Consider the following 22,792-nt stretch of genomic DNA (forward strand, 5'->3'; position numbering starts at 1 on the left):
CAATAGAAAAGCTTGCTCCCGATTTTTGTGTGCTTGAGTTTGAGCCTACCAAAAACAGAAGCATGTGGACCTACGCAACATGCTGTATGTCGGCGGAAGGCGACGATAGCCCTGTTGAACTTTATATGTTTTCGGCTACACAGGATCGTGGATTGGTTGAGTTGCTCACCGCCGCGGCATCCTATCACAGGAATAATGCAAAGCTGGATTTGAGTCACACCGTCAACTTTGGACAGCCCTGGCAGAAGGACTCGCCGTGCACCTATGGCTTCATATCCTTGCCCTACCTTGATGGCCCTGACCTTGAACATGCTGTGATTTCGGGATATGAACGCGAAGTGCAGTTTTATTGGTTGATCCCCGTAACAGAAGCCGAAGTGGATTTTAAGAAAAGCTGTGGTGTGGAGGCGTTGGAGATTAAATTTGAGGAGAGTGGATTTGATTATTTAAATCCGAACAGAGCAAGCGTGGTGTGAAAACACACGGATCAAGTACAGCATAGATGTATCATGTTGATCTATATCAGGAACAGACATGCAGTCACGACAACTAAACTTTTTTATACACCCCGATGACCTCCCGGAGATTGAAGTCTTTCTTCGCGAGGAAAACGCCCTGTTTATCAAGCAACCTACGTTTGAGATCGCCAACTTGTATTCGGACTCAATAGCCTTCGACGATCGCCATAAGTTCGATACCGTATTTTTGGTAAAGGCAGACCAAGCGAATCACGTGGTGACGCAGTGGATAGCGCCGCAAGGCTATTGGTTGGTTGACGCTCAATCCAGTTGCGCCATTCAATTCTCGCGCGGAGGTTTAACGAAAGATGGCAAGAAGTTGAACCGGGCGCGGTTCTACTACACGAGTTTCTACTATCATGAGGGAGAGAGAATTGAAAAGCCGAAGGAATTTGTGGCGTGGGCCGATCGTTTGAAAAGGAAGTTCAGAAAACGTTTTATGGTGCCGGGAGCTGGGGTGAATGGCAATTATTATAGTCCAAGGGTTGAAAAGATATTGCACCAGCAGCAGACGGGCGTTCATCTGTCCGGTTGGCATATTGATATTTCGTAGTCATTGGACGCGCGCATAAGACAACCTCCGCATTACCTCCTGTTTTGGACCACCAAGACCTCATCCTCACGCCCCATTCCATGCCAAACCCGACCCTCAGCCGACGAAATATCGTTCGCCCCAACGATATTTCGTCGGCTATCGTCTTAGCGATACCCCTAAAACCTCGATTCCAACCTAAAAACGCACTCCACGCGTTGGCACGCAAATAGTAAGGGGGGCTGGCATGGTAAAATACATGCTATTCGAAAATCCACTCACTCCTGATCCAGATGATCAGAAGGCGGTAGTGGTTCCCATCAGCACAAAGTCGATGGAAGAGGTGGTTGATATGATGATCAGCCGCGGGTCTACGGTTACGAAGGCGGAGGCGCTTTCGGTTTTGGAAGAGTTGTCGCTGGCAGTGGCGCAGCTCGTGAAAGACGGTCACAATGTTGTGTCGCCCTTGTTCAATGTTTCACTTTCTATCAGAGGCACGTTTGCCGATGCGAACGACTCGTTCGATGCGGCCCGCCACACCATCAGCGTTCGTGTGCAACCCGGCTTGCGTTTGAAAGAGATGGTTAGCCAGATCAGAGTAGAAAAGATAATGTCGTTCAAGCCGCTCCCCATTTTGCAATCGTTCAAAGATTTGACTTCAAAAGCAGACAGCACAGCAACTCCAGGTGGTGTAGCCCACATTGCCGGAAGCGCTTTGAAGTTTGATGCGGCCAACGCGGCGCAGGGTGTGTTCTTCACGGCATTGAATGGAACGCTCACCAAGGTAGATGTCATTGCCGATGCCAAACCTTCAAAAATCATCTTCATCATTCCCGCCACCCTGGCTGCCGGTGAGTACTCGATTTCGGTACGCACCCTCATGGCTGGCACGAAGGAAATGCGTGAAGGTTTTTTGATAAAAAACGTTACGGTGAAGTAAGCGAACGCTTTGCTCAACGCCCACCCGGGAGCCAGTCTGCTGCAGCGGACTGGTTTTTTTTTGTCCTGACGGATCGGCGGGTCTATGTGTTTCTGTCGAAAATCAGAACACAGTTGTGTTTGAGTTGCTACTTTTCAGATAGTCTTTGCAACAACGCTATTCGCTCGTCTTTCTCTTTTAGGAGGGAGTCCTTTTCTTTGACCAGCGCTTCATATAGTTTCTTGATATCCTGAAGCAACTCTTCGTTGGCAGCGTTTGAATTGTTTACAATATTGGTGCTAATTTGGGTTGACCCACTGTCGTGAGTATTGAATGTGTTTGAAATAACCGCGAGCATCTTTTCCCCATCAAAGTGTTCGATGGCTTCAGGAGTAACGTGCAACGCCGCGGCCAGTGGAGTCAGCAATCCCCGGTCAATCACTTCAGTCGATTCCAGTTGTGATACTTTTTTTTGCGTCCACTCTGGTCCGAGCAGGGTGGCCAGCGTTTCTTGCTTCATGCCCAACATATCGCGAAAACGCTTCACATTCCGACCCTGATGCGGGGCCGTTGATTTCTGAGAAACTTCGTGTTCATTCATATCAACAAATATAAAGAAAAACCCTACGCTCATTACCGGTCAAGGTTTTCAGGTCATAATTTATGCCGCACAGAGCATACAATATTCCGCCCACCGCAGGTCCATTTCAGTGCACGCCTCGTCATTTGGCGAAAACAAAACACCAACACATGACAGCACCCGACAAGATTGCCCCCGGGCTACCGCCGTTTCTCACGCCTGAAATTATCGAAAAACTGGCCCACCTCTTCGACGTTGCGTCGGCCAGCGACCTCCGCGAAACCCTTCTCGAACTTTATCACATCTACATCCGTCGCGAGCACGAAGCGCTTCACGTCCGGTTCGCAGACATGGCACTCCACGTAGACCTTCTTTCCGATCTCCTGAAAGCCATCGAAAAAACAGTCCCAACCCACCACCCCGCCAATGCGGCAATGAAGGGGTGAAGGAAAGCAACGTCTTTCGCGATGGTCCCTGTTGTTCGGCCACACAGTAAGGAAATTTGCATAGTGATGGGAATGCCAAGTTGCATAGTGATGGAAATTAAAATCCTATAGCGATGGGAAGGGGACTCCCATAGTGATGGGAAGGTATGTCCTATAGTGATGGGAATTGGAATTGGACGGTGATGGGAAAGAGTTTTCTATTGCAATGGGAGGGATCTCTCATGGCGACGGGGGTAGGAGTCAGACTTTGAGCCGATCATGGGAAACGCGCGAAGAATGTCCAAGCACAGTCTCTTGTCTCAAGGACTGTGCGTGTTCTTTAGCACCTCGCATAGTCCTTGATGCGAGAGACTGTGCTACGACGACAATAATCTGTATGAGGGCAACAAAACCGAGGTCAAGTCGTTTCCGTGTTAACTATCAAATAATAGAAATGAACTTAAAATTCCTGTTGACAACAATACTGGTAGCAGTGTCCGTTTATAGTAGCCCAGCTCAACATTTACGCAAGTCTTATCAAAAGCGTGGCACTGTAAATGCCGTCGGTGGAACAAGCCGATACCTTATTATGATAGAGTTGAAGGCAGGTGGTAATTTTGTCTACCACCAATTTATTTTCGCAGGTTCTGGCCGCAGGCTAACGGCCCCGTTATCTCAAGATTTAGATTCTGGGACGTGGAAAGTCAAAGGCGATAAACTCTTTCTTAATCGTAATTCAAACGAGGTACCTTCCAATGAAACCGTCGCGGATCTATATCTGATAAGAAGAAAGCAGTTAAGACGGATTACACGCTCCGGTGAGAAGGAGATCTATCGGGCAACGTCTCAGCGGCTAGACTGATGTGAGATAGAAGCTTAAGCAAAACAATTTCACCTCCGCGTGAAAGTATCTATTTTTGGCAATCTTGCCCCGAACTTATGTCAACTCTTGTACGATTCACTTTGATAATATTTTTATTGTCTGCCTGTAGGGAGTCTAATAAAGACAGTGAACGGGCATTAGACGATTTAAGTAGCTTTGCGAAACATTTTTGCCTCCTGGATCACGGGGTAAGTGGCGCTCATGAATCGAGAGATCAAAAGTCTCTAGTCTTTTCAAAAATGGGAAGATGGGAAAGGTCCTACATCTTAGTTTTAAGAGAACAAGACCGGGGTGTACGCGGTGTATTTCAAGAAGTAGATTTGGATAAGAATGCTTCGAACGACAAACCAACGGTAGGCTATTTTAGGGGATCTTTCTTCGCGCTGGAAAAGGAAAAGTGGGAAGAGTTGAAGGTGCAGGCGCAGGAGATAGTTACGAATGGGGCTGAGACGGAGTTTAATGAAGGAATGCTGGATCAGGTTGAGTACATTCTGTCATACAACGGCAGAACAATAAGACTCGGTGGGGAAGATGCTCGCATGAAGGTTGAGCACTTTTCTAAATTCTTATTAGACTCAGTTGTTGACGATCATCAATCCCAGTATAAGCAGTAAGTGAAGGGTAGATGCGTCGAACTGTTGCAACAGGATGTTTGATATTGGGAGATGTATGAAAAAAAGCATATTGGGAATTTTGTTAATTTCTATACCTCTAATTTGGTACGGAGAAAGTCGTAAATTTTTTAGATTGACAAATGGCAACTATGTTACCTTATGGAAGACATATGGCAATTTGTCTTTTATCATTCCAGGCAAATATTACGGAATAGTATTTCCGGGCCGCAGCCATATTGAAACGTCTAACGTCAACTTCATTTCAATTTATCAGCGAAAAAATAGCAGGGACACCCTCTTTTTTGAAAGCCGATATGATACTAAAATCAACAACGCTACACCAAATGAGCCTGTTCTTGCCAATGTTAAGTTAGCTTCTGCCAAGGATCTGTCGTTGATACTGGAAACCGAAAGAAGTCAGCGAGATTTTGACAATTGGAGTTTGTTGAATTTGGAGATTAAGGAGAGCTACGCGCGAGATGAAAATGGAGTAATTCAAAGATAATCGTATGAATAAAGTAGGTTGAATACTACTCCTTCTGTTTTTGACCTTCAACTCGTGCAGACGCGAGAACAACATTAGAAGTAAAGAGATAAGATATCGGAAGATCGATATGGACAACCTTTCGCGAATTGTCCAGCCAAAAGGGAAACGTGCGTGAGCGATGGGAACGGCACCCCACAGCAGCGTGGGTTGTGCGCGGCGCGAGGAGTATAGTGGACAGCGCGACCCGACGTGAGGAGGGGCACGCCCTGATCAGATTAAGTTCGGGAATAAGTGACTATGGATAGCGTGTAGGTATTTCCGTGACAAGCCCGCCTCACCTCCGCGTCTCCTGATCGAGCACCTTCAACAACGTGGGCATCCTGAACGGTCCATGCATGTTCTGAACACTCGCCGCCGCTGCCGGAAGCGCTGTGCCGATGGCCGTCACGAACAACGGGTTCTTGCTCGACCTGAGCACAGGCACCACGTTGCGCGTGTTGTTGTGGAACGATGTCTTGGCCACACCCACCACGGGAATCTTGCCTCCGAGTGCTTCGAAGAGGTGTGCGCCTAATCCTGCCTTGCCGTCGTCATTCAAATGAACATAGCCATCCACAACAATTACGTCAAGCGTAGTGAGATCGATTTGCTCCAGCAGTTTCAGGATGCAGGGTAGCTCGCGTTTGTAGAAGTTGCCGGGTTCGTAGTCTGCCACGTCATCAACATCTGTGCTAATTATCTGGGTGGGAGTAGCTGCCTGCCAGTCGTCGAACAAAACGCCAACGGCTTTTGCTGTGGTGTTGTGGTAGTAGACATCAATGGCGAGTTTCATTGGGTGTTACAGTTCTTTACAGAACTCCTTTTTCATCTTCTCCTGAAGAAGTCTGTCCTTGATTTAATGTTTGTTTGGAAGCTTTGTAACTGACCGTTTCTCTTCTGGCCGTGCAAAGATGTCCATCAAAGCCTTTGAGGCGGAGGCGCGTTTTTCTTCTGGAATGGAGGCCATCAACGCCTTTTCCAGCGCTTCCTTTTCCTCGATGCTGTGATATACAATGGGCTTGATCAGTTTCATGGTGTCACAATTCCTTGCAGAACTCCTTCTTCATCTTCTCCGGCACCGCCTGCCCCAGCGACTCCGCTTTCTTCAGATCCTCGCAGGCTTCGGGGGTGAGTTTCAGTTTTTGTTTGGCGATGGCGCGGTTGTAGTAGGCGCCGGCCGAATCGGGGTTGTAGAGCAGCACCACGGTGTAGTCGTCGATGGCGTCTTTGTAGCGGCCTTGTTTGTTGAGCACATTGGCGCGGTTCAGCCACGCCTTGTCGTATTTGTTGTCGAGTTCAATGGCCTGGGTGTAGTCAGAGAAGGCGCCTTTCAGGTCGTTGAGCTTTTCTTTCACCAGGCCGCGGTTCATCCAGATGCGCGGGTCTTTGTCGGTGATGGTGAGGGCCTTGTTGTAGTCTTCGAGGGCGCCTTTAAAATAGCCGCCTTCCATGCGTTGGGTGGCGCGCTCCAGGTAGGGGTAGAGCATGCTCGAGTCGCTTTCGATGGCGGCCTCCAGCTGGTCGCGCGACTCGGTGGGCTGCCCCTGTGTTTTCTTGAGGATGGCCACGTTGTGAAGCGCCACGGTGTGCTGGGGGTTGATGGTGAGCGCTTTTTTATAGTCGCCCAGTGCCGTGGAGTCTTTCGCCCCTTCTTTGGCAATGCCACGGTTCACATAGAAGTCGGGGTCTTTGCTTTCGAGGCGAATGGCCGAGTCGAGCCAGTGGATGGCGGTGGGGTAGTTCTTCAGTTTGGTTTCGACCATGCCCAGGTAGTTGAACAGCTGGGGTTTCATGGGGCCTTGCAGGGTCATGATCTGGTTTTTGCCGGTGGTGGTGGCTGCCTGGTTGAAGTAGATCTTGTTGGTTTCGCCCGGATGGAGGGAAAGCAGTTTGGTGAAGTCGTCTTTGGCCTGGGCATAGAGGCCGAGGCGGAAGCGGATGGTGGCCAGGCTATAGAGGGCGTCGGGCTGGTCGGGTTTCATTTCCAGGAAGATGGCGTAGTCGGTGTTGGCGCCTTGCAGGTCGCCCAGTTGTTCGCGGGTGGCTGCGCGCAGCAGGTAGGCATCGGCCTGGTCGGGCATTTCTTTGAGCACCTGGTTGAAGAGGGCGAGGGCTTCGGCATAGTGCCCGGCGTCGTAGGCCACCTGCGCCTGTTCAAAACGTTGGCGGGTGGTGGACCGTTTTTCCTGGCCGTGACCAACCAGGAAGGAGAGGAGGAATAAGGTGGTGAGGAGAATTCTCATGCCTGGAAATTTAACGAAATATTCATCCGCAAAGTGTAAACTCTTTGGCAGAATTACCGGTTTAAGTATGCGTATGGAAACTGCGAAGAAATCTACCCGAAAGACCGGCAGCAAAGCTTCTGAAGAACAGCTCCGGGCTGCCTATGTCGAGCACGTGCTCACCCACGGTCACCGCCCTGCGTCGGTGTACAAATTCTGTCTCGACCTCGGCATTAAAGAGGAAGAGTTCTATGCCCACATCGGCTCGTTCGACGGCCTGGAAAAACACATCTGGAAAGGCTTCATCGACAAGACCATAGCCCGCCTGCGCGACGACGAATCGTTTCAGGCGTTCAGCACCCGCGAAAAGATTCTCGCCTTCTATTTCACGTTGCTCGAAGAACTGAAAGCCAACCGCAGCTATGTGCTCTACCAACTGGAGCATTCCCGCAAACTTGAATTTATTCCCGACTACATAAAGTCCTTCAAAAGCACGTTCGAAACCTTTTTCGAAAGCCTGCTCAACGAAGGCAAAGGCAATGGCGAGGTGGCTACACGCCCGCTGCTCGACAAGCGCTATCCCCAACTCTTCTGGATGCACATGGGCTTCATCCTCTTCTTCTGGAAGGAAGACGACAGCCCCGGCTTCGAAAAGACCGACGCCGCCGTGGAGAAGTCGGTGAACCTCGCCTTCGACCTCATTGGCAAAGGCGCCGTGGACTCGGCGATGGACTTCGCCAAATTTTTATACCAGAACAAAAAGAACTAACCACCGCTATCCGTGAAAGAATACGATCGCATCCCCGTCACCAAAGTGCAACGGGCCTCTAAGTTTTTGTCTGCTGGCGCCAAAATCGGAACCAACTACCTGAAGCATTATGGCAAACAACTCGTGACCGGCGAAAGCGATCGCGACCAACTTCACGCCGACAACGCCAAAGACATCTACAACTCCCTGAGCGAACTAAAGGGCGGCGCCCTGAAGGTGGCCCAGATGCTGAGCATGGACAAGAACCTGTTGCCCACAGCCTACCAGCAGAAGTTTGCCATGGCACAATACAGCGCACCGCCGTTGTCGTTCCCGCTGGTGGTGCAGACTTTTCAGCGCTACTTTGGCAAAGGTCCCGACAAGATCTTCGACACCTTCACCACCAAGGCCATGAACGCCGCCTCTATGGGGCAGGTGCACCAGGCCACGCTCAACGGCAAGAAGCTGGCCGTGAAGATTCAATATCCCGGTGTAGGCGACAGTGTGAAGTCCGACCTCGCTATGGTGAAGCCCATTGCGCTGGCCATGTTCAAGCTGAACCCGGTGGAGTATAACGAGTTTATCCAGGAGGTGGAAACCCGCATGCTGGAAGAAACCGACTACACCCTGGAGCTGCAACGCTCCATCGAACTCTCCGAAAAGAGCCGCCACCTCAAGAACATTATTTTCCCCACATACTATCCCGACTATTCGTCGCCCCGCATCCTCACCATGGACTGGATAGAAGGCAAACCCCTGGGCCAGGCGCTGACGGAAGACATTCCACAAGAAGCCCGCGACACCATGGGCCAGGCCATGTGGGACTTCTACCACTTTCAGATGCACACCCTCAAAGCCGTGCACGCCGACCCACACCCCGGCAACTTCATTGTGACCCCCGACTACAAACTGGGCATCATCGACTTTGGCTGTGTGAAGGTGATCCCCGAAGATTTCTATCCCCTCTATTTCCAACTGATGAACGACAACGTGCTGACCGACCTCGACGTGCAGCGCAAAGCCTTTAGCGACCTCCGCTTCATCTACCCCGAAGACACACCCCGCGAGAAAGAGTTGTTCACATCCATTTTTGTGAAGCTGGTAGAGTTGTTAGGAAGACCCTTCCGCGCCGCAGAGTTTGACTTTGCCGACAATGCCTATTTCGAAGAGCTCTATGGATTTGGCGAGAAGTTGAGCACCTTGAAAGAGCTACGCGAGTCTAAGCGCGCACGTGGTGTGAGCGAGGCAGTGTATATCAACCGGACGTATTTTGGGTTGTATACCATTCTTCATGATTTGAAGGCGAAGATTAAGACGGCGTATTGATTCACAACGTTTGAGACGTGTGGGGGTGACGTTGTTAATGGTCATTGCCAAATTCATGTGTAATCTGAAGGCGTGCAATTCTTAGGCGGTCTTGCTTTAGGAGACTCCTATGGAGTCGGGTCATTGGGTTAGTTCGTCGTTCTATAGACAGGATGATTTCTATAGATCTACGCAAGCAGAATGCCCGATAGCTGTGTGCTGTTTTGCTCCGTCGGAGCACCTTGCCTATAGATATGTTCGGCTTTGTGTGGATTGACTCCGTAGGAGTCTCCTACGGTCGATACGGGTTCTTTGTGACTGGAAGGCGAAGGTCAGAACGACCTGGTGATTTTGATTTGTGTGAATGCTCTTGGGAGGCGTGTGGCGCCAACGTTACCAATAAAATGACTCTAAATGCTGGGGGATAGGCTTTTTGGGCGACGGGGTCGCGTGGGGTTATCTTCCGGGGATCAGCTTGTCGCAAAACTTGAGGAAGCTGTTGCGGCCTGCTTCCAGGAGCAGGAGTTGTTGGCTTTCGATGAGTTCGGCGAGATAGAGGTCCATGATGTGCATCGGTTGGCCGAGGCGCGTCACTTCATCGGCCGGGCTATAGGCCTCAACGGCATACAAATCGGCTCCCCATCCCATCCGTTGTACTCTCCAGACCTGATTGAAACCTTCGTGCTTGTACTTTCCTGAAAGATCTTTCATAACGTGTTTTTTATTGTGATGCGAAAGTAGTCAATCCCAACGTAATCTGATTTGGTTTTGTTAGGTGCGGTTGCAGCAGAATGTTTTCATGCCCGTGTTTTGGTTGTCCAAATTCAAATGACGACGTGTTGAGTGATGAAAAATATTATTTGGAACGGTATGTTTTGTCGATCATACTTCATAGAAAAGCAGTAGCCCATAAGTGATTTTGCCTGTGATGCTGTGACCGACCTGCTTTTTAGCATGATGCAACGGTGTGCATAGGGTGTTTGTTTAAGGAGCTTTGGTGTGAATGCGATGAAGAGTTGCGTTGAGATCTCGTTGCTGCGGTCAAGTGGTTGATGAATGGTGCATGGTGCGTCTTTCGTCATCCTTTTTGCGCAACCCTCATCATATTTTGATACCTAAATAAAGGGTGGGTGCAAGGGCAATACGGGGGCGGGTGATATTATCCAGTTGGATGTGAACAACGCCGCCGTTGGATGTAGCATCCACCAACCGTTAAAGGATTGATGGGCGTGGAAACACATGGTTTATATACCGCCAGATGGGTTAGCTTTCCCGACTAGCCATCACTTTTTAGCCGCTCAGGCACACATTCCTACCTAGTGTTAGCATAGAATATTATATTCGCGGATAACTCAATTAACCCTATGAAAAAACTAGCACTAGCGGTTTTAGCTGGCGTCGCGATGTCTGCGGTTTCGTGTTCTTCCGATAAAAAGAAGGACGAAGCTGTGGTGGATGTTGGTCTGAACCTTTCTTACGTCGACACCACCGTGCGGCCGCAAGACGATTTCTTTAAATATGTGAACGGTGGATGGATTGGCAAAACCAACATCCCGGCCGACCAGGGCCGTTGGGGGTCGTTTAACGAGCTCCGCGAATTCAACAACGATGTGGTGTTGAAGGTCCTGAAAAAAGCAGGCGAAGATGCAAAGCTCTATCCCGAGGGAACCGACCAGCGCAAGGCGGCCGATTTCTATTCTATCGGCATGGACTCTGCCCTGGCCGAACACGTGGGCGTTGGCCCCATCAAGCCGCTGCTGGCCAAGATCGAGGCCGTGAAAAGCAAAAACGATATTCAGACCTACCTGGTTGAAGATGTGATGACCGGCGGTGGCGCCTTCTTTGGTTTTGGCATCTTGCCCGACCTGAAGAACAGCAAGAAGATGGCCGCCTACCTGGGTTCGGGCGGACTGGGATTGCCGGAACGTGACTACTATCTGAACACCGACCCCAAGTCGGTGGAAACACGCGCCAAATATGAGGAACACCTCGCCACGCTCTTCAAGCTTTCGGGCGAAGACGAAGCCAAGGCAAAAGCCAATGGCGCCCTGGTGCTGAAGCTGGAAACACAGCTGGCCAAATCCATGCTCAGCAAGGAAGACCGCCGCAACCCCGTGAAGCAATACAACCCCAAGTCGTTGAAAGACCTGGCCAAACTCACGCCCTCCGTGAACTGGCCAGCCTATTTCGAAGGCCTGAAGGTGAAGGAAGACACTATCATTGTGTCGGAACCCGCCTTTTTGCAGGAATATGAAAAGGTGGTGAACAGCTACACCATCGACCAGGTGAAAACCTATCTGAAGGCGGCCCTGCTCCGTGGCGCGGCGCCCTTTCTTAGCCACGATTTTGTGGAAGCCTCGTTCGACTTCAACACCCGCTACATGCGCGGCACCGACAAGATGCGTCCCCGCTGGAAGCGCGTGCTGGATGTGACCGACAGCTACCTGGGCGAAGCCATAGGCAAGCTCTATGTTGACGATGCTTTCCCGCCTGAAGCAAAGCAGAAAGCCCTCGAAATGGTAGAGAACATCAAGCTGGCCTTTGCCGACCGCATCAAGAGCCTCGACTGGATGTCGGACTCCACCAAGCAACGCGCCCTGCATAAACTGAGCACGTTCACCGTGAAGATCGGCTACCCGGATAAGTGGAAAGACTATTCGGGCCTCGCCATCGAGAAGGCTCCCGAAAAGGCATCCTACTTTGGCAACGTGCTGAGCGCAGCGCGCTTCCAGGTGCAACACGAGATCGAAAAGCTGGGCAAACCAGTAGACAAAACCGAGTGGGAGATGACCCCGCAAACGGTGAACGCCTACTACAATCCCTTGTTCAATGAAATTGTTTTCCCCGCGGGCATTCTGCAACCTCCGTTCTATAACTACCGTGCCGACGAGGCCGTGAACTATGGCGGCATCGGTGCTGTGATTGGCCACGAAATCTCGCACGGCTTCGACGATCAGGGTTCGCAGTTTGATGCCGATGGCAACCTGAAAAACTGGTGGGCCTCGACCGACCTCACCAAGTTCCAGGAAAAAGGCGGTGCTTATGCAGGCCAGTTCGACAAGTATGAGCCGTTGAAGGGCGTGTTTGTGCAGGGCAAGTTCACGCTCGGCGAAAACATTGGCGACCTCGGCGGCCTTGCTGTGGCCTATGAAGGACTGCAGCTCTATTTGAAAAACCACGGCCGTCCCGAACTCATAGGTGGCCTCACACCCGAGCAACGTTTCTTCATGTCGTGGGGCACCATCTGGCGTGTTAAATACAGAGACGAGTCGTTGCGCACGCAGGTGCTCACCGATCCGCACTCGCCGGGCATGTATCGCGCCAACGGCCCGCTCTCTAACTTCGATCCGTTCTATAAAACGTTCGATGTGAAGGAAGGCGACAAGATGTTCCGCCCGGAAAGCGAACGTGTGAAGATCTGGTAAGCAGAAAGATATAGACCGCAAAGGCGTGAGCGTGCCCGGGTTTCGGCAACGAATGCTTGCAGGCTGACGGCTTTGCGGTTAAAATTTATTTCATCTGCAGTTTGTAATAAAACGATACTTTACTATTATTGCCCTCGCTAAGCGCAAACAAAAATGGGAAAAGGAGATAAAAAATCTAAAAAAGGAAAGATCTGGAGAGACTCTTATGGCAACTCCAGAAGCCGTGCAGCCCTGAAGGCCAAGTTGAAGAGAACAGCTTCGAAGAAGACTGTAGCAGATGCTGGCACAGGTGAAGCAGCAGCAAAACCCAAAAGAACGGCGGCTAAAAAGAAAGACGCATAAAATCACATGATTAGATTTACAAACATTGCATGGTGGTGGCACAGATCGGAACTCGATATGTGAACAGCCTTGTTATGACTTTTAAAATAAGCCGAAGGCCTGCTGTTCACAGCAGGCCTTCTTTTTTTGTCCAAACACAACCCTTTGAAAACGCAGATGAAGTATCAACTCAAGACCTACGCAAAGAAACTCCTGGCCGACACCCTCACGCCGGTGAACATCTACCTGAAGTTGCGCGATGTGTATGCCGGAAGCATTTTGCTGGAGAGCTCCGACTATCACGGCCACGAAAACAGTCTTTCCTATATATGTTGCGACCCCATCGCCTCCTTCCAGGTGAACGGCAACACCGCCGAGAGCCGCTATCCCGATGGCAAGATTGAAAAGCAAACCATCACCAAAATAGGGCAGGTAACAACACTGCTCGAAGACTTCAAGAATTGCATCGAGCCTGACCGAATTCCTTCTCAATATGCCAACTGCGGCTTGTTTGGCTACATGACCTACGACGCCATCCGCTTCTTCGAAGACGTGAAGATCAGCAAAGCCGACCAGGCCATTCCCGATGTGTTGTATAAGCTCTACCGCTACGTCATCATTGTGAACCACTTCAGCAACGAGCTCAGCCTCTACGAGCATTGCTACGAACAAGGCAAAGACACCTGCCGCAGCACGCTCGATCGCGTGGAGCAAATCATCTTCAGCAACAAATTCTCTACCTATAAATTCACCCTCACCGACAGCGAAACGTCGAACGTGGAGGACGAAGAATTCCTGAAGATCATCGAGAAGGGAAAAGAACATTGCTATCGCGGCGATGTGTTTCAGATTGTGTTGTCGCGTCGCTTCACCACGGGCTTCAAAGGCGACGAGTTCAATGTGTATCGCGCGCTGCGTTCCATCAATCCCTCGCCCTATCTTTTCTATTTTGACTATGGCAGCTTCAAGCTGTTTGGCTCATCGCCCGAAGCACAGTTGCAGGTGAGCAACGGCAAGGCTCATATCTATCCCATTGCCGGAACCTTCCGCCGCTCGGGCAACGACCAGGAAGACGCCGCGCTGGCCGAGAAACTCGCCGCCGACGAAAAAGAAAATGCCGAACACGTGATGCTGGTAGACCTTGCCCGCAACGACATGAGCCGCAACGCCGAACACGTGACGGTGGAAGTGTTCAAGGAAATACAATTCTACTCGCACGTGATTCACCTCGTATCAAAAGTAACGGGCGCACTCAAACCCGAGACATCGATCGTGAACATTGCGGCCGACACGTTCCCCGCCGGCACACTGTCGGGCGCGCCCAAACACATGGCCATGACGTTGATCGATAGCTACGAGAACGTGAACCGCAGTTTCTATGGTGGCGCCATCGGCTTCATGGGCTACGACGGGTCGTATAACCACGCCATCATGATCCGCACGTTTCTCAGTCGCGAGAACAAACTCATCTTCCAGGCCGGTGCCGGTGTGGTGTCGAAATCGAAAGCTGAGAGCGAACTACAGGAAGTGAACAACAAACTCGCCGCCCTGCGCAAGGCCGTGCAGCTGGCAGAGAAAATATAATCGCGAAGAAAACCTAAGACATACCCATCATACCGACACGACATGAAAATTCTGGTCCTCGATAACTACGATTCTTTTACCTACAACCTGGTGCACATTCTCCGCGCGCTGAAATATCCGCTCGACGTTTTTCGCAACGACAAGATTGCGTTAGAAGATGTGAAGGCCTACGACAAGATATTGCTCTCGCCCGGCCCCGGCATTCCCGACGAAGCGGGCATCATGAAAGCCGTGGTGCGCGAATATGGCGCCACCAAAAGCATCCTGGGCATTTGCCTCGGCCATCAGGGCATTGGCGAAGTGTATGGCGCGAAGCTGTTCAACATTCCCAAAGTGCTGCACGGCGTCACGTCGATGGCCACGGTGAAAGACCGCAGCGAATATCTGTTTGAAAATGTATCCGACACCTTTCAGGCCACACACTATCACTCCTGGGCCGTGGTGCCCGAAAGCATCCCCGCCGACCTGCGCGTGACGGCCGTGAACGATGAAGGCCTGGTGATGGGCCTCAGCCACGTGCGTCACGATGTGAAGGGATTGCAATTCCACCCCGAGTCCATCATGACACCCGAAGGGCCAAGGATGATTGAGAGCTGGCTGAAGCATTAGTATGTATATGTCTTATTATATAAAATGAATATCTGAAGAAGAAATAAACACGCAGCCCTAGAGCCGGTCACGGCCAGTCTGCGAAACCACAAGCATCAACACCATGAAAGAAATACTGAACGAACTCATCGACCACCGCTCGCTCACAAAAGATTCGGCGAAGAAAGTGCTGGTCGATCTGGCTTCCGGAAAATACAACCCCAGCCTCACCACGGCCTTTATGACGGTCTACATGATGCGCAGCATAACCGTTGACGAGCTACAGGGCTTTCGCGACGCCATGCTGGAGCTCTGTGTGCCCGCCCGCTTCGACCAACCTGTGATGGACGTGTGCGGCACCGGCGGCGACGGCAAGAACACCTTCAACATGTCTACACTCTCGTCGTTTGTGGTGGCCGCTGCGGGGCAGCCTGTGGCCAAACACGGCAACTACGGTGTGTCGTCCGCTTGCGGATCGTCGAACTTGCTCGAATATTTTGGCTACACCTTCACCAACGACATCGGCACGTTGAAGCGCAGCCTCGACCGCGCCAACATCTGCTTTATGCACGCGCCCCTGTTTCACCCCGCCATGAAAAATGTGGCGCCCATCCGCAAGGAGCTGGGCGTGAAAACATTCTTTAACATGCTCGGCCCTATGGTGAATCCGTCGTTCCCCACACGACAGCTGGTGGGCGTGTTCAGTCTTGAGCTGGCCCGTCAATACGGCTATCTCTATCAAAACACGGAGAAAGATTTCCTCATTCTCCACTCGCTCGATGGCTACGACGAAGTGTCGCTGACGGGCGCGTTCAAGTTCTTTCACAACGGTGGCGAGAAAGTGCTGGAGCCGACCGACCTGGGCCTGCCACAACTGAAGCACGACGACATTCGCGGCGGCAACACCGTGGAAGAATCGGCAAAAGTTTTTATGAACGTGCTGGAAGGAAAGGGCACACCCGCACAGGAAGCTGCCGTGATTGCCAACGCCTCGATGGCGCTCTTCACCGGTCACCAAAACGAAGGCTTGCCCCGCGCCGTGGAGCGTGCCACCGAAGCACTCCGGTCGGGCAAAGCCCTGCAGGCCTTTAAGAAACTGATGGAAAAATAAGAATCGCTAAACGTTTCATTCATGAACATCCTGGACCAGATTATCGAACACAAGAAAACGGAAGTGGAGCAACGCAAAAGTCTCTACCCCGTGAAGCTGCTGGAACAAAGCATCTACTTTGCCACACAGCCGGTGTCGATGAAAAAATACATACAACGCGAAGACCTGTCGGGCATCATTGCCGAGATCAAACGCAAGTCGCCTTCCAAGGGCGTCATCAATCCACACGTGTCAGTAGAACGTACGTCTATTGGCTATATGCAGGCGGGTGCGTCGGCATTGTCGGTGTTGACCGATACAAACTTCTTTGGTGGCAGCAACGACGATCTTACCACAGCCAGAAAGTTTAATTTCTGTCCCATTCTCCGGAAGGACTTCACCATCGATGAATATCAGATTGTAGAAGCAAAATCCATCGGTGCCGATGCCATTCTGTTGATTGCCGCTGCGCTGGAGCCAAAGCGTTTGAAAGCCCTGGCCGACTTCGCCCACTCGTTCAAACTTGAAGTGTTGTTGGAAGTGCACAACCTCGAAGAATTGCAGGCCAGCCTCGACGCCGGTGCCGACCTGATGGGTGTGAACAACCGGAACCTCAAGACGTTTGAATTGAGCGTGGAGATCTCGAAGCAACTGGCCCAACACATTCCCGACTCGATGGTGAAGGTGTCGGAGAGCGGCATCGAATCGGTAGAGACAATTATGGAACTGAAGAAGTATGGCTACGAAGGATTTTTGATGGGGCAGAACTTCATGCAACACAGTCGCCCCGAAGTGGCCTGCAAGGAGTTTATAGACGAACTGAACAAGGCATCACGACAAGCCTGATGGAACGCAACCTGAAGATCAAGATTTGTGGCATGCGCGAACCCGCCAACATCCTGTCGGTGGCGGCACTTGCACCCGACTACATGGGGTTTATCTTCTATGGAAAGTCACCACGCTTTGTCGGCGATACGTTCAGGGTCCCCACGGCATTTCCCGAAAGTGTGAAGCGTGTGGGTGTGTTTGTGAATGAGACGATAGAATCGATTCGCACACTCGCCACCATTCACCATCTGCCGTTTGTGCAGCTTCACGGCAACGAAGCCCCCGAGCAATGTGCGGCGCTGCAGGAGGCCGGTCTTAAAGTGATCAAAGTGTTTTCGGTGGGAGAGGGCTTTGACTGGGAAACAACCACACCCTACAAAACCGTGTCTGACTTCTTTCTCTTCGACACCAAAGGCAAACATTATGGCGGCAACGCGGTGACGTTTGACTGGAAGATTTTGAAACGCTACGACCAGGAGATACCGTTCTTTCTTAGCGGTGGCTTGACACCGGCCAACATCAAAGACGTAGCAACCCTGAAAGGCATGAACCTTCACGCCCTGGATGTGAACAGCGGTGTGGAAGATGCCCCGGGAAAGAAGGGCATTGTGAAAGTGAAGGCCTTGTTTAAAGAAGTGGAACTGCTTGCGTTCTAGAACGCAGACAGAAAATATACGATATCAAAAACATAACATCATGAAATACACAGTAAACGAAAAAGGATACTACGGCAAATTCGGTGGCGCATTCATTCCCGAAATGTTGTATCCCAACGTGGAAGAACTACGCACGCGCTACCTCGACATTATCTACGAGGCGGGCTTTCAGAAAGAATTTCAAAAGCTCCTGCGCGACTATGTGGGCCGCCCCACACCGCTCTATCTTGCCAAACGTCTCTCGGAAAAATACAACACCAACATTTATCTGAAGCGCGAAGACCTTTGCCACACGGGTGCTCACAAGGTGAACAACACCATTGGTCAGATCTTGCTGGCGCGCCGTCTGGGCAAGCAGAAGATTATTGCCGAAACTGGCGCGGGTCAACACGGCGTGGCCACGGCCACCGTGTGTGCCCTCATGGGCATGGAGTGTGTGGTCTACATGGGAAAGATTGATATGGAACGCCAGCGCCCCAACGTGGAGCGTATGCGTATTCTGGGAGCCACCGTGGTGCCGGCGCTGAGCGGAAGCATGACGTTGAAAGATGCCACCAACGAAGCGATGCGCCACTGGATCAACAATCCTACTGACACGCACTACATCATTGGCTCGGTGGTGGGCCCGCATCCCTATCCCGACATGGTGGCCCGCTTCCAGTCGGTGATCAGCGAAGAAATGAAAAAGCAATTGCAGGAAGAAATAGGCAACCCGTTTCCCGACTATGTGTTTGCCTGTGTGGGCGGCGGCAGCAATGCAGCGGGTGCCTTCTATCATTTCCTGAACGACGAACACGTGACGCTGGTCGCCGCCGAAGCCGCAGGCCACGGTGTGGACTCGGGCGAATCGGCCGCCACCACAGCCCTGGGCAAACCCGGCGTGCTGCACGGCAGCAAAACCATTCTGATGCAGACGGACGATGGCCAGGTGGTGGAACCCTATTCCATATCGGCCGGTCTTGACTATCCCGGCATCGGCCCGCAACACGCGCACTTGTTTGACGTGGGCCGCGCCAAGTTTGTGAGCATCACCGACGAAGAAGCCATGAATGCGGGCATCGAGCTGAGTCGCAGCGAAGGCATCATTCCCGCCATTGAGTCGGCCCATGCGCTGGCCGCCATGAACAAATTCACGTTCGAGAAAGACGATGTGGTGGTGGTGAACCTGTCGGGTCGCGGCGACAAGGACCTGGAGACGTATATCCGTTGGGGTAAGTACTAGGAATCCCGCATACACAAATCATCCCCAACCAAACGTAAAAACAACAACATGAAAAATAGAATCACAGATGTGTTTGCTTCCGGCAAGAAGAACATTCTTTCCGTTTACTACACCGCCGGATTCCCCACACTGAACAGCACCGTAGCGATTGCCGAAGCTTTAGAGAAAGGTGGCGCCGACATTATCGAGATCGGCATTCCTTACTCTGACCCCGTAGCGGACGGCCCCACCATTCAGGAGAGCAACAAGATTGCACTCGACAACGGCATCAACCTGCCCATGATCCTGGAACAGGTGAAGACCATTCGCAAAACGGTGAAGCTGCCGATCATCCTGATGGGCTATGTGAATCCCGTGATCCAGTATGGCATCGAGAAGTTCGCAAAAGATGCGTCCGCCGCAGGGGTAGACGGTGTGATCCTGCCCGACCTTCCTATGGATGCTTTCCTTGAAGAATATAAGCCGGTGTTTGATGCTGTGAACCTCAGCAACACATTCCTCATTTCGCCAACTACATCCGAAGAACGTATCCGGAGAATTGATGCCGTTACCGAAGGATTCATCTATGCCGTGTCGGCGTCGAGCATCACCGGTGCCAAGGCAGATTTTGCGGGGCCTCAACTGCAGTACTTCGACAAACTGAAACAGATGAAATTGAAGAATCCGTTTCTTATCGGGTTCGGCATTTCCAACAACGCCACGTTTGCCACGGCATCGTCATACGGCGCCGGTGCCATTGTGGGCAGCGCCTTCATCAACGTATTGAAAGCATCAACTAACATCAGCGCCGACGCGCAAGCCTTTGCCACGTCGCTGAAAACCAAGGCATGATCGTATGATTATAAAACTGAAACCGTCCATCGCGTCGCCCGAGAAAGAGGCGATTGTGAGCAACATCAAAAGCCTGGGCTACAAAACCACCGAGGTGAAAACGCAGCAGCATGTCTACCTCGTGGGCATTGGCAAGAAAGAATTCGATATCCGCCTGCTGGGCCACATGCCCGGCATCGCCGACATCCACCAGGTGTCTGACGACTACAAGCTGGTGTCGCGCAAGTGGAAAGTGCAACGCACGCATCTCGATTTGGGCGATGGTGTAGTGATTGGAAACGGCACACTGTCGATTATGGCAGGACCGTGTTCGATCGAAACCGAAGCACAGGTGCAGCAAACGCTCGATCACCTGGTGAAGAACGGTGTGCGCATCATGCGGGGTGGCGTGTTCAAACCACGCAGCTCACCCTATGCCTTTCGCGGGCTTGGGGTGGACGGGCTCAAGATGTGGCACACGCTGGCGCGCAAGGCCGGCATCAAAATCATTAGCGAGGTGATGCAGGTGAGCCAGATTGCAGAGATGCATGACTACGTGGATGTGTTTCAGGTAGGCGCGCGCAATACCCAAAACTTCAACCTGCTCGACGAACTTGGTCGTGTAGACAAAGCAGTGATGATTAAACGTGGCATTTCAGGGACCATCGAAGAGCTTTTGTACTCAGCAGAGTATGTGTTCGCTGCGGGCAACGAAAAGCTGATGCTCTGCGAGCGCGGCATCCGCACCTACGAGAAAGCCAGCCGCAACACCATGGACATCAACGCCATTCCCATCCTGAAAGAAAAAACACATTTGCCCGTCATCGCCGATCCTTCGCATGGCATTGGTATTCGCGAATATGTGGAACCGGTGGCCCTGGCCGCAGTCATTGCCGGCGCTGATGGTGTGATCTATGAAACACACCAGAAGCCCGAAGAAGCCGCCTCCGACGGACAACAGACGCTGGACTTTAAAGAGTCTGAACGCCTCATTCACAAACTGCGCAAGCTGCACGAACTGCGTGAGAATTTTTAGGAAGCGATAGTACATTTACGTTGACATAGAAACAGCACACCCATGACGGTTTACGGAATCAAGAATTGCAACACGGTGAAGACAGCCCTCGACTGGCTGAAACAACACCACGTGGACATCGACTTTCACGACTATAAAACCAAAGGCATCACCGCTGCCAAACTCAAAGCATGGAGCAAACAGGTAGGGTGGGAGAGCCTGGTGAACAAACGCGGCACCACCTGGCGCCAACTGGACGAAGTCGTGCAGAAGAAGATTACCAGCGAAGCTGCTGCCATCGAGTTGATGATGGAAAAAACGAGCGTTATCAAACGCCCGCTCATCGAAGAAGATGGCAAGGTGCTGGCGTTGGGATTCGACGAAGAGAACTACAAGACGACGTTCAAAGGCTAACCGCTACGCGGGAAGGGTGACGCGGAAGCGTGTGCCCTGGTGAAGCACGCTGTCCACTTCAATGGAACCATTCAGTTTTTCCACCTGCTGTTTCACCAGGTAAAGGCCCAGGCCCTTTCCGGGAATGTGGTCGTGGAAGCGCTTGTAGAGTTTATAGAGATCTTGACGGTAGCGCGCCAGGTCAATGCCCAATCCATTGTCGGTCACTTCCAGCACAAGTGTGTCGTTCTCCTGCAACGAAGCGATGTGGATATTGGCAGCGCGTTCGGGCGACCGGTATTGAATGGCGTTGCTGATGAGGTTGTAGAGAATGCTGCTCACGTAGGCACGAACCGACACGAACGAGTCGCCCTTCGAGAAATCGTGCGTGATGTTGATGTTGTTGTCGTCGATAAAAACCTTGAGCGACTCCGTGATGATCGACAGCACTTGTGGCAACTCCACGCGTTCGTTGATGTTGAACTTGTCGTGCCGGATGTCAATGATCTTGTTGAGGTCTTTGATCACCGTTTCGAGCGACATGGCCGACTGTTCGATGAGTTTGAGAATGTGCTTGCGATCGGCTTCACTCTCGGAAAGATTGGTGATGTTGATGAGACCCAGCAAGCTGGCCACGGGGCCGCGAAGGTTGTGCGATACGGTATACGAAAATTGTTCGAGTTCCGAATTGCGCGACACCAGTTGCTGGTTGGTCTGCAACAGGTCTTGTTTCTTTTCGGCCAGCAAGTGTTCGAGCAATTGATTCTGGTTTTCCAGTTCCACCTTTTGTTCCTCAATCTTGTGGTTGGCCATCATGAGGCTTTCCTGGCTTTGCATAAGCTCTTCGCTTTGCGCCTGTATTTCTTCATTCTGCGTTTCGATGTCCTGGTTCAGTTGAAACAGCTCGCGGTTGTTTTTTTCGAGCAGCTCGTTCTTTTCGTTCAGGTTGTCGATGAGACGTTCGTTCAGCAATTCAAAATCTTCGAACAGGTTCTTCAGGAAGATCACACTGCCCATCAGGAAGAGAGCGGCCACGAGTGTGACAAGATTGTTTCCCAGGTAACGCGCCAGGCTATAGGCCGTGTAGCGATCGGAGCTAAAGTAGAATAACGCAGGGTCAAGCAAAATAAGAATGGCCATGTTGATGAACACGGCCGCGATCAGCAGCTTGCGTTCGCGGATGCTGAACACCATGAGCGGCACAATGCAGGTGGCCAGAATAATGCAAAACACCTGTGGGCTACGGGGCAGGTAATGAAAACGGTTTGGGTCGAGCACCCGGGGCAGGAGTATGATCACACACGCCGCGATGGGCACCAGAATGCCCAGAATGAAACGGCTCACGTTGAACCACCGGCTGTCGTTCAGGATCAGAATGAAACACAGCACCACCAGCATGGTGAGGTTGATGGTTGCGCTGGCGTTGAGGTGCCATTGGTTTCGGCTGAGCTGGTGAATAAACACGATGCTGGCCAGCACCGCCGTGATCAGCACCAGTGCGTTGGTGAGCACAATGGTGCGCATGAGCGACCGCGAAAGCTTACGGTGAATGCCCGCATACAGGATTCTCTGGATAATTCTTTTCAAC

The 22,792-nt window shown here is 51.6% G+C and carries 25 protein-coding genes; 19 read left to right on the forward strand and 6 right to left on the reverse strand.

Annotated features, from left to right (window positions below; translation table 11 throughout):
• The first annotated feature begins 29 nt into the window (after positions 1-29).
• The 3 genes from JI741_RS19770 (at position 30) to JI741_RS19780 (ending at position 1,990) form a co-directional block, all read left to right on the forward strand.
• Positions 30-476 carry a suppressor of fused domain protein gene (locus tag JI741_RS19770; RefSeq protein ID WP_369411833.1) on the forward strand — a complete coding sequence of 149 codons (447 nt, stop codon included), beginning with the start codon at positions 30-32 and terminating at the stop codon, positions 474-476.
• A gap of 58 nt (positions 477-534) precedes the next feature.
• A complete protein-coding gene (locus JI741_RS19775; RefSeq protein ID WP_202012831.1) occupies positions 535-1,071 on the forward strand; it encodes a hypothetical protein in 537 nt (178 codons plus the stop codon).
• Positions 1,072-1,297: 226 nt separating this feature from the next.
• Positions 1,298-1,990, forward strand: coding sequence for a DNA-binding domain-containing protein (locus JI741_RS19780; protein WP_202012832.1), 693 nt, complete (start codon positions 1,298-1,300; stop codon positions 1,988-1,990).
• A 127-nt stretch (positions 1,991-2,117) separates the two neighbouring features.
• Here the strand turns inward: JI741_RS19780 and JI741_RS19785 are convergent, their stop codons facing one another.
• On the reverse strand, positions 2,118-2,603 hold the full coding sequence (locus tag JI741_RS19785) for a helix-turn-helix domain-containing protein (protein WP_236676180.1): 486 nt from the start codon (positions 2,601-2,603) through the stop codon (positions 2,118-2,120).
• 116 nt (positions 2,604-2,719) lie between these two features.
• Between JI741_RS19785 and JI741_RS19790 the strand changes: the two genes are divergently transcribed.
• The 3 genes from JI741_RS19790 (at position 2,720) to JI741_RS19800 (ending at position 4,976) form a co-directional block, all read left to right on the forward strand.
• Positions 2,720-2,995 (forward strand): hypothetical protein, encoded by a 276-nt coding sequence (locus JI741_RS19790; protein ID WP_202012833.1) that lies wholly within the window; start codon positions 2,720-2,722, stop codon positions 2,993-2,995.
• Positions 2,996-3,913: 918 nt separating this feature from the next.
• On the forward strand, positions 3,914-4,471 hold the full coding sequence (locus JI741_RS19795) for a hypothetical protein (protein ID WP_202012834.1): 558 nt from the start codon (positions 3,914-3,916) through the stop codon (positions 4,469-4,471).
• A 55-nt stretch (positions 4,472-4,526) separates the two neighbouring features.
• On the forward strand, positions 4,527-4,976 hold the full coding sequence (locus JI741_RS19800; RefSeq protein WP_202012835.1) for a hypothetical protein: 450 nt from the start codon (positions 4,527-4,529) through the stop codon (positions 4,974-4,976).
• Positions 4,977-5,292: 316 nt separating this feature from the next.
• On the opposite strand, the gene JI741_RS19805 is transcribed toward JI741_RS19800, so the two are convergent.
• The 3 genes from JI741_RS19805 to JI741_RS19815 all read right to left on the reverse strand — a co-directional run bounded on the left by JI741_RS19805 (position 5,293) and on the right by JI741_RS19815 (position 7,240).
• Positions 5,293-5,790: an endonuclease V gene (locus JI741_RS19805; RefSeq protein WP_202012836.1), complete on the reverse strand. Its 498-nt coding sequence runs from the start codon at positions 5,788-5,790 to the stop codon at positions 5,293-5,295.
• A 63-nt stretch (positions 5,791-5,853) separates the two neighbouring features.
• Positions 5,854-6,030, reverse strand: coding sequence for a hypothetical protein (locus JI741_RS19810; RefSeq protein ID WP_202012837.1), 177 nt, complete (start codon positions 6,028-6,030; stop codon positions 5,854-5,856).
• Positions 6,031-6,034: 4 nt separating this feature from the next.
• Positions 6,035-7,240 carry a tetratricopeptide repeat protein gene (locus JI741_RS19815; RefSeq protein WP_202012838.1) on the reverse strand — a complete coding sequence of 402 codons (1,206 nt, stop codon included), beginning with the start codon at positions 7,238-7,240 and terminating at the stop codon, positions 6,035-6,037.
• Between the two features lie 67 nt (positions 7,241-7,307).
• On the opposite strand from JI741_RS19815, the gene JI741_RS19820 reads away from it, so the two are divergent.
• Positions 7,308-7,988, forward strand: a complete 681-nt coding sequence (locus JI741_RS19820) for a TetR/AcrR family transcriptional regulator (RefSeq protein WP_236676181.1) — start codon at positions 7,308-7,310, stop codon at positions 7,986-7,988.
• Between the two features lie 12 nt (positions 7,989-8,000).
• Complete coding sequence (locus JI741_RS19825; protein ID WP_202012840.1) at positions 8,001-9,293, forward strand: ABC1 kinase family protein; 1,293 nt, start codon at positions 8,001-8,003, stop codon at positions 9,291-9,293.
• Positions 9,294-9,728: 435 nt separating this feature from the next.
• On the opposite strand, the gene JI741_RS19830 is transcribed toward JI741_RS19825, so the two are convergent.
• The gene (locus JI741_RS19830; RefSeq protein WP_202012841.1) at positions 9,729-9,983 is read right to left on the reverse strand and encodes a hypothetical protein; all 255 of its coding nucleotides are present in this window, start codon (positions 9,981-9,983) and stop codon (positions 9,729-9,731) included.
• A gap of 653 nt (positions 9,984-10,636) precedes the next feature.
• Between JI741_RS19830 and JI741_RS19835 the strand changes: the two genes are divergently transcribed.
• The 11 genes from JI741_RS19835 to JI741_RS19885 all read left to right on the forward strand — a co-directional run bounded on the left by JI741_RS19835 (position 10,637) and on the right by JI741_RS19885 (position 21,225).
• A complete protein-coding gene (locus tag JI741_RS19835; protein WP_202012842.1) occupies positions 10,637-12,697 on the forward strand; it encodes a M13 family metallopeptidase in 2,061 nt (686 codons plus the stop codon).
• A 153-nt stretch (positions 12,698-12,850) separates the two neighbouring features.
• Positions 12,851-13,039: a 30S ribosomal protein THX gene (locus JI741_RS19840; protein WP_202012843.1), complete on the forward strand. Its 189-nt coding sequence runs from the start codon at positions 12,851-12,853 to the stop codon at positions 13,037-13,039.
• Positions 13,040-13,195: 156 nt separating this feature from the next.
• Positions 13,196-14,602, forward strand: coding sequence for an anthranilate synthase component I family protein (locus JI741_RS19845; RefSeq protein WP_202012844.1), 1,407 nt, complete (start codon positions 13,196-13,198; stop codon positions 14,600-14,602).
• Between the two features lie 42 nt (positions 14,603-14,644).
• Entirely contained in the window at positions 14,645-15,211 is a 567-nt protein-coding gene (locus JI741_RS19850) for an anthranilate synthase component II (RefSeq protein ID WP_202012845.1), read from the forward strand.
• A 103-nt stretch (positions 15,212-15,314) separates the two neighbouring features.
• Positions 15,315-16,301 (forward strand): anthranilate phosphoribosyltransferase, encoded by a 987-nt coding sequence (gene trpD, locus JI741_RS19855; RefSeq protein ID WP_202012846.1) that lies wholly within the window; start codon positions 15,315-15,317, stop codon positions 16,299-16,301.
• 21 nt (positions 16,302-16,322) lie between these two features.
• Entirely contained in the window at positions 16,323-17,126 is an 804-nt protein-coding gene (trpC, locus tag JI741_RS19860) for an indole-3-glycerol phosphate synthase TrpC (protein ID WP_202012847.1), read from the forward strand.
• Positions 17,126-17,764 (forward strand): phosphoribosylanthranilate isomerase, encoded by a 639-nt coding sequence (locus JI741_RS19865; RefSeq protein ID WP_236676182.1) that lies wholly within the window; start codon positions 17,126-17,128, stop codon positions 17,762-17,764. The genes trpC and JI741_RS19865 overlap by 1 nt, the downstream gene beginning before the upstream one ends.
• Positions 17,765-17,804: 40 nt before the next feature.
• Positions 17,805-18,986: a tryptophan synthase subunit beta gene (gene trpB, locus JI741_RS19870; protein WP_202012848.1), complete on the forward strand. Its 1,182-nt coding sequence runs from the start codon at positions 17,805-17,807 to the stop codon at positions 18,984-18,986.
• 48 nt (positions 18,987-19,034) lie between these two features.
• Positions 19,035-19,817: a tryptophan synthase subunit alpha gene (gene trpA / locus JI741_RS19875; RefSeq protein ID WP_202012849.1), complete on the forward strand. Its 783-nt coding sequence runs from the start codon at positions 19,035-19,037 to the stop codon at positions 19,815-19,817.
• 4 nt (positions 19,818-19,821) lie between these two features.
• Positions 19,822-20,832 (forward strand): bifunctional 3-deoxy-7-phosphoheptulonate synthase/chorismate mutase, encoded by a 1,011-nt coding sequence (locus JI741_RS19880; RefSeq protein ID WP_202012850.1) that lies wholly within the window; start codon positions 19,822-19,824, stop codon positions 20,830-20,832.
• A 42-nt stretch (positions 20,833-20,874) separates the two neighbouring features.
• Positions 20,875-21,225 (forward strand): ArsC family reductase, encoded by a 351-nt coding sequence (locus JI741_RS19885; RefSeq protein WP_202012851.1) that lies wholly within the window; start codon positions 20,875-20,877, stop codon positions 21,223-21,225.
• Between the two features lie 3 nt (positions 21,226-21,228).
• Here JI741_RS19885 and JI741_RS19890 read toward each other — a convergent pair whose 3' ends face one another.
• A complete protein-coding gene (locus JI741_RS19890) occupies positions 21,229-22,791 on the reverse strand; it encodes a sensor histidine kinase (RefSeq protein ID WP_202012852.1) in 1,563 nt (520 codons plus the stop codon).
• Between the last annotated feature and the right edge of the window lies 1 nt (position 22,792).

It is taken from the genome of Chryseolinea lacunae (genome assembly GCF_016735595.1).
In the GTDB taxonomy this organism is placed as follows: Bacteria; Bacteroidota; Bacteroidia; order Cytophagales; family Cyclobacteriaceae; genus Chryseolinea; species Chryseolinea lacunae.